This is a genomic window from Ferrimonas balearica DSM 9799 (assembly GCF_000148645.1).
GTDB lineage: Bacteria > Pseudomonadota > Gammaproteobacteria > Enterobacterales > Shewanellaceae > Ferrimonas > Ferrimonas balearica.
Window position 1 is genome coordinate 2,886,784 of sequence record NC_014541.1, and the last position, 11,388, is coordinate 2,898,171.

The 11,388-nt window shown below is 60.0% G+C and carries 10 protein-coding genes; 6 read left to right on the forward strand and 4 right to left on the reverse strand.

Features of this window, described 5'->3' with window-relative positions; all coding sequences use genetic code 11:
- Nucleotides 1-29: 29 nt before the first annotated feature.
- Nucleotides 30-698, reverse strand: a complete 669-nt coding sequence (pspA, locus tag FBAL_RS13290) for a phage shock protein PspA (RefSeq protein ID WP_013346094.1) — start codon at nt 696-698, stop codon at nt 30-32.
- Nucleotides 699-879: 181 nt separating this feature from the next.
- Between pspA and pspF the strand changes: the two genes are divergently transcribed.
- Genes pspF through FBAL_RS13320 form a run of 6 tightly spaced genes read left to right on the forward strand, consistent with a single transcriptional unit; the run spans nt 880 to nt 7,290 of the window.
- A complete protein-coding gene (gene pspF / locus FBAL_RS13295) occupies nt 880-1,947 on the forward strand; it encodes a phage shock protein operon transcriptional activator (RefSeq protein ID WP_013346095.1) in 1,068 nt (355 codons plus the stop codon).
- Nucleotides 1,948-2,002: 55 nt separating this feature from the next.
- Nucleotides 2,003-3,607: an ABC transporter substrate-binding protein gene (locus FBAL_RS13300; protein ID WP_013346096.1), complete on the forward strand. Its 1,605-nt coding sequence runs from the start codon at nt 2,003-2,005 to the stop codon at nt 3,605-3,607.
- Nucleotides 3,608-4,630, forward strand: coding sequence for an ABC transporter permease (locus FBAL_RS13305; protein WP_013346097.1), 1,023 nt, complete (start codon nt 3,608-3,610; stop codon nt 4,628-4,630).
- Nucleotides 4,623-5,513 (forward strand): ABC transporter permease subunit, encoded by an 891-nt coding sequence (locus tag FBAL_RS13310; protein WP_013346098.1) that lies wholly within the window; start codon nt 4,623-4,625, stop codon nt 5,511-5,513. The genes FBAL_RS13305 and FBAL_RS13310 overlap by 8 nt, the downstream gene beginning before the upstream one ends.
- On the forward strand, nt 5,513-6,517 hold the full coding sequence (locus FBAL_RS13315) for a peptide ABC transporter ATP-binding protein (RefSeq protein ID WP_013346099.1): 1,005 nt from the start codon (nt 5,513-5,515) through the stop codon (nt 6,515-6,517). Before FBAL_RS13310 ends, FBAL_RS13315 begins: the two co-directional genes overlap by 1 nt.
- Nucleotides 6,514-7,290 (forward strand): peptide ABC transporter ATP-binding protein, encoded by a 777-nt coding sequence (locus FBAL_RS13320; RefSeq protein ID WP_013346100.1) that lies wholly within the window; start codon nt 6,514-6,516, stop codon nt 7,288-7,290. The genes FBAL_RS13315 and FBAL_RS13320 overlap by 4 nt, the downstream gene beginning before the upstream one ends.
- A gap of 50 nt (nt 7,291-7,340) precedes the next feature.
- On the opposite strand, the gene fabV is transcribed toward FBAL_RS13320, so the two are convergent.
- The 3 genes from fabV to hupB all read right to left on the reverse strand — a co-directional run bounded on the left by fabV (nt 7,341) and on the right by hupB (nt 11,128).
- Nucleotides 7,341-8,549, reverse strand: a complete 1,209-nt coding sequence (gene fabV / locus FBAL_RS13325) for an enoyl-ACP reductase FabV (protein ID WP_013346101.1) — start codon at nt 8,547-8,549, stop codon at nt 7,341-7,343.
- 208 nt (nt 8,550-8,757) lie between these two features.
- Entirely contained in the window at nt 8,758-10,632 is a 1,875-nt protein-coding gene (locus tag FBAL_RS13330; protein ID WP_013346102.1) for a SurA N-terminal domain-containing protein, read from the reverse strand.
- A 208-nt stretch (nt 10,633-10,840) separates the two neighbouring features.
- Nucleotides 10,841-11,128 carry a nucleoid-associated protein HU-beta gene (gene hupB, locus FBAL_RS13335; protein WP_280963997.1) on the reverse strand — a complete coding sequence of 96 codons (288 nt, stop codon included), beginning with the start codon at nt 11,126-11,128 and terminating at the stop codon, nt 10,841-10,843.
- Between the last annotated feature and the right edge of the window lie 260 nt (nt 11,129-11,388).

Below are 11,388 nucleotides of genomic sequence, written 5' to 3' on the forward strand. Positions count from 1 at the left end.
GGTCGGATCCCCCTATTCTCAATCGTCGCTCAGGCTTTCTTCTTCGCCATCTTTTTCTTCATGGCTTCCAGCTCCTGGTTCACCTTATCTTCGGCTTCCAGGGCAGCAAACTCGTCTTCCAGCGTACGGGCCTGGCCCAGGTCATAGGATTCCACTTCGGCTTCCAGACCTTCAATGCGACGCTCGTACTGCTCGAATTTGTTCATCGCCTGATCGATTTTGGAGGAGTCCAGTTGACGCTTCACATCCAGACGGGAAGACGCGGTCTGCTTGCGCATGATGATGGTCTTCTGACGGGCGCGGGCGTCGTTCAGTTTCTCCTGCAGCTGACCAATCTCTTCCTTAAGGCGCTCAATCTGCTCCTCGATGTTGATCAGCTCATGCTTCAGCGCGTCAACCAGTTCACCGGCCTTCTGCTTCTCAACCAGTGCCGCTTTGGCCAGGTCTTCGCGGGACTTGTCCAGCGCCAGTTCGGCTTTAGCCTGCCACTCTTCCACCTGACGCTCGGCGCGCTCGACGCGACGGAGCATCTCTTTCTTCTCCGCCAATACCTTGGCTGAGGTGGAACGCACTTCTACCAGTGTATCTTCCATCTCCTGGATGATAAGACGCACCATCTTTTCCGGATCCTCGGCCTTGTCCAGCAAAGCACTGAGGTTGGAATTCACGATGTCAGCAAAGCGAGAAAAAATACCCATAATGTGTTTCCTCAATTGTTGATATGCCCTCGGGCTAACAACAATCAGTTTCCGTGCCAATCTGAAATATTGCTGTAACTTATTATTTTAAAAGGATTTTAACAAGAGGTTTATTTTTGGTCACCCCAGCCCTATTATGGAAATCACCAACTATTAGCCAAAATCACTACATCAGGGACCGATGCCAACACAACGCCAACACGACAATCTGATTGGTCAGTCTGTCAGCTTTCACGAAGTGCTCGACCACGTGTCCAAAGTGGCGCCTCTCAATAAGCCCGTCCTGATCATCGGAGAGCGCGGTACAGGTAAAGAGCTGATTGCCGAACGCCTGCACTTCCTCTCCAGCCGCTGGGACCAGCCCTACCTTAAGCTCAACTGTGCGGCCCTGAATGAAAACCTGCTGGAGAGTGAGCTTTTTGGTCACGAATCCGGGGCGTTTACCGGCGCCAGCAAGCGTCATGAGGGCCGCTTTGAGCGTGCGGATAAAGGTACCCTGTTTCTGGATGAGCTGGCCAACACCTCTGGGCTGGTGCAGGAGAAACTGCTGCGCGTTATTGAGTACGGGGAGTTTGAGCGGGTGGGCGGCAGCCGCACTGTCCGGGCCGACGTCCGGCTTGTCTGCGCCACCAACGAAGACCTGCCGGCCCTGGCCGAACGTGGCGAGTTCCGCGCGGACCTGCTCGACCGTCTCGCCTTTGACGTGATCACCCTGCCGCCGCTGCGTGAGCGCCCGGAAGATGTGTTGCTGTTGGCGGAGCACTTCGCCATCCAGATGACCCGTCAGCTCGAACTGGAGCTGTTCTCCGGTTTTACTGAAAAGGCCCGCCGTACCCTGTTGGACTACCACTGGCCCGGCAACATCCGTGAACTGAAGAACACCGTTGAGCGCAGTGTCTACCGACACAATAACGCCCAGTTGCCGTTGCACGACATCGTACTCGATCCCTTTGATTCCCCGTGGCGTCCCGGCCAGTCCGTCCGCACCCGGGACCAGCGTCCGGCGGAGCCCAGTACCCCGGTCAGCCCGCAGCCGGAGGCCACCCAAACCGCCAGCCACAACAATGGCCTGCCCAGCCTGCCGCTGGATTTCAAGCAGACCTGCCAGAGCTTCGAAATCGGCATTCTTAAGCAGGCACTGGTGCAGAGCCAGTACAACCAGAAGAAAACCGCCGAGCTGTTGGGCCTGACCTATCACCAGTTACGCGGCATACTGAAAAAGTATGACCTTCTGGGTAATGATATTTGAGCCCGATCTGGTGCCTTGCTAGACTACGCAGATCGCGGCGTTGTGAACTGAAATCATGGCAAAATTACGGCTGTTGGTGGCATTGTGTGCCACCCTGGGGTGGCTGACCGGCTGCGGCGGGGCCAGTGAACCCCCGGCGGGGTTGGTGTATTGTTCCGAGGGCGACCCGGACAGCTTCAACCCCCAACTCACCACCTCCGGCACCAGCATCGACGCCAGTGCCAAGCAACTCTACAACCGCTTGCTGCGGTTTGACCCCAACACCGAGACCCTGGTCCCTGACCTCGCCACCGCCTGGCAGGTCAGTGACGATGGCCTCGAGGTGCGCTTCACCCTGCGCCGGGGAGTGCCGTTTCATCACACCGATCGATTCCAGCCCAGCAGGGAGATGAATGCCGATGATGTGGTTTTCAGCTTTGCCCGTGTGCTGGACGTTAACCACCCCTTCCACGGCGTGGGTGGCGGCCGTTACCCCTACTTCCAGAGTGCCGGGCTGACCAAGCAGATAAAAACCGTCCGCAAGCTCGATGACCATCTGGTGGTGTTCGAGCTGAACTACGCCAGCGCCAGCTTCCTGTCGGAACTGGCCACCGACTTTGCGGTGATCCTGTCCGCCGAATACGGCGGTTATCTGCTGGCCGAGCAGATGCCGGAACGCATCGATCTGGAGCCGGTCGGTACCGGCCCGTTTAAACTGACCGGCTACCAGCGCCAGCACTACATTCGTTACCAGCGTCATGACCAGTACTGGGCCGGGCCGGTCGCGCTGGAGCGGCTGGTCTATGACATTACCCCACACAGCACCAGTCGGCTGATCAAGTTGATTGGGGGCGACTGCGACGTGGCTGCCCTGCCTCAGATCAGTGAATTGTCGGTGATTCAGCAACAGGACGACCTGGCGGTGGATACCCGGCCCGGCCTGAACGTGGCCTACTGGGCGTTCAACACCCAGAAACCGCCGCTGGACAATCCCCTGGTGCGCCGCGCACTGTCACTGGCGGTGGACCAGCGCCGTATCCTGGCGGCGGTGTATCACAATACCGCTGTGGCCAGCCACGGTTTGCTGCCCCCCATCTCCTGGGCCTATGACGCCGACAATGCCCTGCCGGAGTACAATCCGGACAAAGCGCGGCTGCTGCTGCAACAGGTGGGGGTTGAACAACTTGAGATCACCATCTGGGCGATGCCGGTGGGGCGGATATACAATCCCAACCCCATTAAGACCGCTGAGCTTATCCAGCAGGACCTGGCCAAAATTGGCGTCAACAGCACCATTGTCAGTTACGACTGGGCGGTCTTTGTGAATCGGCTGGAATATGCCGAGTACGATTCGGTGCTGATTGGCTGGAGCGCCGACACCTACGACCCGGATAACTTTTTCACCCCACTGCTCAGTTGCGAAGCGCTGGTGTTCGGATCGAACCGCGCCCGCTGGTGCAATGGGGAGTTCGATGCCCTGATGCGCGAAGCGCGCCAGAGCAATGACCCACAAACCCGACAAGCGCTTTACCGGGAGCTGGAGCGGATCCTGCGTCAGGAGCTGCCCCTGTTCCCGCTGGCACACGCCAGCCGCACCCTGGGCCGTCAGCGCGCCTGGCAAGGCCCCATGTTGCACACCACCGGCGGCATCGATTTTTCCGCCGTGGTCAAGGAACCCTAGATGTACACCTATCTGTTACGCCGCCTTAATCTGCTGGTGCTGACCACCCTGGTGTTGTTGGGGCTGCTGTATGCGGCCACCCTCGCCATGCCCGGTGACCCGATCAGCAACCTCAGTGGCATTCAGGAACCCACCCTGGCCGAAGAGGCCGAGGTGATCCACCGCTACCGCCTGGATCAGTCCACCCTGTCCGGCTACCTGGCTTATGTGCAGCACCGACTGGCCGGCGACCTTGGCTACTCACTGAGTACCGGCGAACCGGTGATGGAGCAAGTACGCACTTACCTCCCGGCATCACTGGAACTGGCCGCCGTCGCCATGATGATGGCCCTGCTGGTGGGCATTCCCTTTGGCATTCTGGCGGCCAGCCGTCGCGGTCTGCTGGCCAAAATTCTGTGGGCTCTGACCCTGCTGGGTTTCTCTTTGCCGGTGTTCTGGCTGGGCCTGTTGCTGATGCTGACCTTCGGCATTCAGCTCGACTGGTTGCCGCCCTCAGGCCGCTTTAACCTGCTCTATGATGTGCCGGATCGCAGCGGCTTCGTGCTGCTCGACATCATGATGTCCGACGCCCCCTGGCGCTGGGCCGCGCTGCGGGATGCCGTCAACCACCTGATCCTGCCGGCGGCGGTACTGGCCACTCTGCCCACCACCATCATCGTGCGCACCATCCGCATCGCCATGCTGGCTGAAATGGACAAGAACTACATCCGCGCCCTGACCGCGCGGGGCGTTCACCGGGCCCGCCTGGTGCTGTTCCATGCCCTGCCCAATGCGATGGCACCGCTGTTTCGTACCCTGAGCCTGCAGATTGGCTCATTGGCCTCATCCGCCATCATCGTCGAAGTGATCTTCTCCTGGCCCGGACTGGGAGGCTGGGTGCTGTCCGCACTGCACCAGGGGGACTTCACCGCCCTTCAGGGCGGCATCCTGGTGATTTCGCTGTTCATTATTGTGTTGGGCATTGTTATGGAGATCCTCCAGGCGCTCCTTAACCCCATCAGTCGGAAAGAGATCCATGGCTAGTCCACAGCTCTATCACGAAGATAAGATCCCCTCGCCCTGGCATCTTATCTGGCAACATTTCGCCAATCGCCCCACCGCCATGCTGGGGCTGTGGTGCCTCACCCTGGTGGTGCTGATCTCCGTATTCGGCCCCCTGCTGGCGCCCTATGACGCCGAGTTCCAGGCCGCCGATGCGCTGCTGAAACCGCCCTCATGGCACGCTGAGGGCTCGGTGGAGTATTTCCTCGGCACCGATGACCTGGGCCGGGACATCTTTTCCCGCCTGCTGCACGGTGCCCATCTGACCTTCGGTTACGCCGCCCTGATTGTGTTGGTGGCTCTGGCCGCCGGTTTCATCATCGGCGCCTTCTCCGGCATGAGCGAGGGTCTCAAGTCCTCGGTACTGGGCCACCTGCTTGATGCCCTGCTGTCGCTGCCCTCTGTGGTGCTGGCGCTGCTGATTGCTGCCGTGCTGGGGCCAGGGCTGGACAACGTCTTCTGGGCGGTCGGCCTGGCTCTGTTACCGGGGTTCATCCGGGCCGTCCATAACGCGGTGCACGACGAGATGCAAAAAGAGTACGTGATGGCCGCACGGCTGGACGGCGCCAACCGCTGGCAGCAGTTCCGCTACGTGATTCTGCCCAACGTCACGGACGCCATCGTGGTGCAAACCACTCTGGCGTTCTCCAACGCCATCCTCGACATCGCCGCGCTGGGCTTCCTGGCTCTTGGGGCACAAGCCCCCTCTGCGGAATGGGGTGCCATGGTCAATCAGGGTCTGGACAATGTGCTCAGTGCGCCCTGGACCGTCACCATGCCGGGGCTGGCCATCCTGCTGTCGGTGCTGGCCACCAACCTGGTGGGTGATGGCCTGCGTCAGGCCATTGCCGAGGAGCGTGGGTAATGCCAATTCTCGACATCCGTAACCTCACCATTGAACTGGACACCCCTCATGGCCGCATGGTGGCGCTGGACCGCTTCAGCCTGAAGCTGGGCGAGGGGGAGATCCACGGTCTGGTGGGCGAATCCGGCTCCGGTAAGAGCTTGCTGGCCAAGGCGATCCTTGGCATTGCCGACCGCCGCACCCACGTCCGGGCTGACCGTCTCAGCTGGAACGGCCTCAACCTGCTGGAGATGACCGCTGCGGAGCGTCGTGCCCTGATGGGACGCGAGATCGCCATGATCTTTCAGGAACCCACCTCCTGTCTCGACCCCGCTGCCCGCATTGGCACCCAGTTACTGGAAGCGATGCCGGAACCGGAAGGCGAACGCTGGTGGTGGCGCAAGCGCGCCGCCAAGCGGGCCCACGCTATCCGCTTACTGCACAAAGTCGGGGTAAAGCAGCACAGCAAGATATTGAAAGCCTTTCCCTGGGAACTGACCGACGGCCAGGCCCATAAGGTGATGCTGGCCATGGCCCTGGCGCACCAGCCCAGGCTGCTGATTGCCGATGAACCCACTACCGGACTGGAGACCGCCACCCAAGCCCAGATCTACCGCCTGCTGGCCAAGCTGAACCAGCTGCGGGGGGTGGCCATCCTGTTGATCAGCCATGACCTCGACTCAGTGGCCCGTCTGGCCAACAAGATCAGCGTGCTCTACTGCGGCCAGTTGATGGAATCCGGTCGGGCCAAGCAGCTGCTGAAAAAACCGATGCACCCCTATACCCAGGCATTGATTCAAAGCGCCCTGACCACCCGCAGCAAGCTGGAGGCGAAAAGTCCCCTGTCGACCCTGCCCGGAGGCATCCCGCCCATGCACCACCTGCCGGTTGGCTGCCGCCTGGGGCCACGCTGCCCCTATGCCCGCCGTGAATGCGTTCAGCCGCCGCGGATCCGCACCCAGGTGGGTCAGGCGTTTCGCTGCCACTACCCGCTCAACCCCATCATTAAGGAGCCGCAGCCATGAGCGCGCTATTGGAAGTGCGGCAACTGCACAAACGGTTTCCGGTCGGCAGCTGGTGGCGACGCCAATACTACACCGCCCTGTCGCCGCTTTCGTTCGATCTGGCGGCGGGCCAGACTCTGGCGTTTGTCGGCGAGGCCGGTTCTGGCCGCACCACCCTGGCCCGGATCCTGACCGGGGCGCAAACCCGGACGGGTGGCCAAATCCTGCTGGATGGCCACGAACTGGAGAGCCGCAACTACCGTCAGCGCAGCCGACTGATCCGGATGATTTTCCAGGATCCCAGCACCTCGATGAACCCGCGCCTGCGCATCGGTGAGCAGCTGGAAGAACCGCTGATCTTCAACACCGATATGGACGCCGAGGAGCGCCGCGCTGCCGTGGAGGCCAACCTCACCAAAGTGGGCCTGCTACGGGAGCACGCCGACTTCTACCCCCATATGCTTGCCCCTGGCCAGCGCCAGCGCATCGCCATCGCCCGGGCCCTGATGCTGGAACCGAAGATCATCGTCGCGGATGAGGCCTTCACCGGCCTGGACACCTCGATTCGGGCCCAGTGCATCAATCTGCTGCTGCAGCTGCAGAAAGACCTCGGCCTGGCCTACGTCTTGATGTCTCACGACTTGGGGCTGGTTCGCCATATGGCCGACCGGGTGATTGTGATGAAGTCCGGTGAAGTGGTGGAGCAGGGCCCCACCCGGGAAGTGTTCGCCGACCCACAGCACGAATACACCAAACGGCTGCTCGAAGAGCAGGTGTTCCGGCAGGAGCGATAAGCCATAAAAAAAAGGGAGCGCTGAGCGCTCCCTTTTTTTGTTGGTGGGCCTCAGCCCTCCAGAGTGATCACGTCAAACGGCACCACCGGGTCAACGTCGGCATCGTAATCAATGCCTTCCAGACCAAAACCAAACAGGCTGAGGAACTCCTCCTTGTACTCGACGTAGTCGGTCAGCTCCTTCAGGTTCTCGTTGGTCAGCTGCGGCCACAGGGCCTTACAGTGGCTCTGGATGTGCTCCTGAAGCTCCAGGTCATCCAGGCGCAGACGATTGTCATCGTCGGTGGGGATGGCACTGCCATCGGCCTGGTAGAGGCGCTCGTTGAACATGCGGTAGATCTGCTCGATACAGCCCTCGTGCACACCCTCTTCACGCATCTTCTTAAACACCATGGCAATGTACAGCGGCATCACCGGAATGGCGGAGGAAGCCTGGGTTACCACGGACTTCAGTACCGCCACGTTGGCGCCACCGCCAATGGCAGACAGCTGCGCATTCAGCGCGGCCGCCGCACGGTCCAGGTCCTTCTTGGCTTCGCCCAGCGCACCGTCCCAGTAGATCGGCCAGGTGATTTCGGTACCAATGTAGCTGTACGCCACGGTACGGCAACCCTCGGCCAGTACACCCGCTTCAGACAGGGCCTGTACCCACAGCTCCCAATCCTGGCCGCCCATAACGGTCACGGTGTCCTGAACCTCCTGCTCGGTGGCCGGCTCAATGCTGGCTTCAAACAGGGTGTCTTTGTTGGTGTCCACGGCAGTGGCGGTGTAGGTCTGACCCATCGGCTTCAGTGAAGAGCGCACCAGCTCACCGCTGTCCGGCAGTTTGCGCACCGGAGAGGCCAGGGAGTACACCACCAGGTCAACCTGACCCAGGTCGGCTTTAATCAGCTCAATCGCTTTACGCTTGGCATCATGGGAGAACGCATCACCATTGATGCTCTTGGCGTACAGGCCCGCTTCGTGAGCGGCTTTGTCGAAGGCGGCAGCGTTATACCAGCCAGCGGTACCCGGCTTTTTCTCGGAGGCCGGTTTTTCAAAGAACACACCGATGGTGGCCGCACCGCCGCCAAAAGCGGAAACGATGCGGGAAGCCAGACCGTAGCCGCTGGAGGAGCCCACCACCAGCACGCGCTTGGGCGCATTGGCGATGGCGCCCTGGCTCTGGGTGTAGGCAATTTGATCCCGGACATTCTTCTCACAACCTACCGGATGGGTGGTAGTGCAGATAAAACCGCGGATTTTCGGCTTGATGATCATGTGTTGATTCCCTTAATCCGGCCCCGGGGAAGTGGGACCTCTGTCGATTGCGCGCCATCGGATGGCGGGCAAGATAAAGCTTGTGCGCAAGGTTAACCCAGAAAAGGGGGATTCTTGAAGCCAAAGCAAGGTGATCCGACCTGACCACCGCTCTGTTGCGCCCATAAAAAACGGCGGCACCCTGGCCGCCGTTTTACCCGTTACCGGTTTACTGCACCGGGTTGGCTTCTGCGCGGTCCAGATACAGGATCTCAGCGTCAGCACGCAGGCTGTCGATCAGGGAGCGGTAATCCGCTTCGCCCATCTGCTGAGCCAGGCGACCTTTCAGGGCACCCACCAGCTCGGCTTCAGCACTGCCGTCAGTCACTTTGTCCAGCGCCACGATGGCGATGTCGCCGCTGGGCAGACGGAAGTGGCTGAATACGGAACCGTCCACCGGCTTGGCCATGGTGAAGACAGACTGCACCAGGGTCGGGTCGAGGTCAGGCTGGCCGAAGCGGCCCACACCAGCAACCGCAATCACGTCGGTCGGCTCAGTGCCCGCCTGCCAGGCAGCTTCGATGGCCGCGGCTTCGGTCATGGCTTTATCGCTGGCCTTCTCGGTCACGAGCTGGGCACGAATGCGCTCTTTAACCTGCTCCAGGGTTTCAGTCCCTGCCGCCTGGTGCGCTTTAACACGCAGTACCAGGATGTGGCCGTTGTCGATCTGAACCACTTCGGAGTTCATGCCATCCAACAGCACGGAGTCAGAGAACGCCGCCGCCAGGGCACGCGGGTTGTCCATCGGAGCCGGCGCGTTGTTGCGAGAGAACATCTCGGTGGTTTTCACTTCACCACCCACGGCTTCAGCGGTTTCCACCAGGCTGTCCGGCACCTGGAAGCTGACATCAGCCAGTTTCTGCTGCAGGCCGTAGAACTCAGTCTGAGCCTTGTCGGCTTGCAGAGTGGCGATGATGCTGGCTTTTACCTCGTCGAACGGGCGCTGGGTGGCGGCCTCAATCTTCTTGGCATTGACGATCTGGTAGCCGTACTCAGTCTTGATGACGTCAGAGGTTTCACCCTCCTGCAGGGCAAACAGCGCGGCGTCAAACGCGGGCTCCATCTGACCCGGGGTCATCCAGTCCAGCTCACCGCCGTTCTCTGCAGTAAAGGTATCGTCAGAGGCCTCAGCGGCCACAGCGGCAAACGCTTCACCGGCACGAACGCGGGCCAGAGCGGCTTCTGCGCGAGCCTGGGCGTCATCGCCTTCAAACAGCATGTGAGCGGCCAGACGGCGCTCCGGTTGCTGGTAGGCGTTGGCCTGGCTGTCGTAGAACGCTTTGGCTTCTTCATCGGTCACGCTGACGTCACCGGCCAGGTCAGATACGGCCAGCTCAACGTACTCCACAGACACCTCTTCCGGGGTGGCGAAGCGGGCTTGGTTGGCCTGGTAGAAATCGGAAATCTCGCTGTCGCTGACCTCGATGCCGGCGTTGTAGTCGGCTTGGGAAACCAGCAGGTAGCGCAGGTCGCGGGTTTGCTGCTGCAGAGCAGTCAGGGCCTGAGCTTCGGCGTCAGTCACGAACTCGCTGCCCAGCAGGCCAACGACCAGCTGCTGACGGCTCATGTCGCGACGCAGCATGTCACGCAGCTGCACACCGCTCAGGTTGTTCTGGCGCAGTACCGCCTGGTAACGCGCGTTATCGAACTTGCCGTCAACCTGGAACTCCGGCATGGCCACGATGGCCTGCTGGATCTGGTCATCGGAAACGCGCAGGCCGAGGTCCGCAACCTTTTGGTCGATCAGACGTTCGGCAATCAGACGGTCCAACACGCTCTGACGCAGGCCGGCCATGTAGGTCGGGTCGGCAGACAGGCTGTCAAACATCTCACCCAGCTGAGCACGCATCCGAGCTTGCTCGTTCTGGAACGCCTGGTCCAGGTCGTAGCGGGTGATCTCTTCCCCATTGACCTCGGCAGCCAGCATCTCGCTGTTGGTGCCCAGATAGCTGTATACGCCGGTCAAGGCGAATGACAGGATCACTGCCCCAAGGATGATCTTGGCGGCCACTCCCTGTGAGCCTTCACGGATCTTTTCTAACATCGACCTTCTCTTAATTCGAATCGGTTTTTGGAATGGTTCGCAGTGTCATAAAAAAAGCGCATCCTTGCAAGATGCGCTTGTAATTGCGTGACACCGTAGTCGTCAATTTCTGACCAGTGGGTCGAGCCCCTGCCGTGGCAAGGCGCGTCTACCGTATCAAACAACAACGCTCAAGCCGGGGCTTGAGCGTTAGTCCGTAAACCAATACTTAGTTTACAGCGTCTTTCAGCGCCTTACCGGCTTTAAAGGCAGGAATCTTCGCCGCAGCGATCTTGATTTCCTTGCCAGTCTGCGGGTTACGGCCAGTACGCTCAGCACGCTCACGTACTTCGAAGGTGCCGAAACCTACCAGAGAGATTTTCTCACCGTCTTTCAGAGAAGCGGTGATGGCGTCGATGAAAGAGTCCAGAGCACGGCCAGCAGCTGCTTTAGAAATGTCCGCGCCAGAAGCAATTTGATCGATCAGTTGAGACTTGTTCATATCATCCCCTTGAATGCATTTATTCGCGCCGCCGCCTGTTCCATTAAAGCGCGGTCTGCGGAAGTTTTATAGCAAGCTTGAAATTGAAGTTCAAGCGCTAAACAGACAGCATATTCCATTTATTGGATACGGCTCAAACCCAGTCCTGTAGCGGTTTGCAGCATGGTCTGGGTTGCGTCAGTTCCCTACACTACCACGTATTTTTGCGTTGAAAAGCCCTTTTTAAGCATCTTGGGACAAAAAATGCGCCCCTGAGGGCGCATTATGATATTGGA

Bases quoted from the DNA above. Each gene is read 5' to 3' on its own strand.
- pspA (WP_013346094.1), bottom strand. From the start codon at position 698: ATGGGTATTTTTTCTCGCTTTGCTGACATCGTGAATTCCAACCTCAGT.
- pspF (WP_013346095.1), top strand. From the start codon at position 880: ATGCCAACACAACGCCAACACGACAATCTGATTGGTCAGTCTGTCAGC.
- FBAL_RS13300 (WP_013346096.1), top strand. From the start codon at position 2,003: ATGGCAAAATTACGGCTGTTGGTGGCATTGTGTGCCACCCTGGGGTGG.
- FBAL_RS13305 (WP_013346097.1), top strand. From the start codon at position 3,608: ATGTACACCTATCTGTTACGCCGCCTTAATCTGCTGGTGCTGACCACC.
- FBAL_RS13310 (WP_013346098.1), top strand. From the start codon at position 4,623: ATGGCTAGTCCACAGCTCTATCACGAAGATAAGATCCCCTCGCCCTGG.
- FBAL_RS13315 (WP_013346099.1), top strand. From the start codon at position 5,513: ATGCCAATTCTCGACATCCGTAACCTCACCATTGAACTGGACACCCCT.
- FBAL_RS13320 (WP_013346100.1), top strand. From the start codon at position 6,514: ATGAGCGCGCTATTGGAAGTGCGGCAACTGCACAAACGGTTTCCGGTC.
- fabV (WP_013346101.1), bottom strand. From the start codon at position 8,549: ATGATCATCAAGCCGAAAATCCGCGGTTTTATCTGCACTACCACCCAT.
- FBAL_RS13330 (WP_013346102.1), bottom strand. From the start codon at position 10,632: ATGTTAGAAAAGATCCGTGAAGGCTCACAGGGAGTGGCCGCCAAGATC.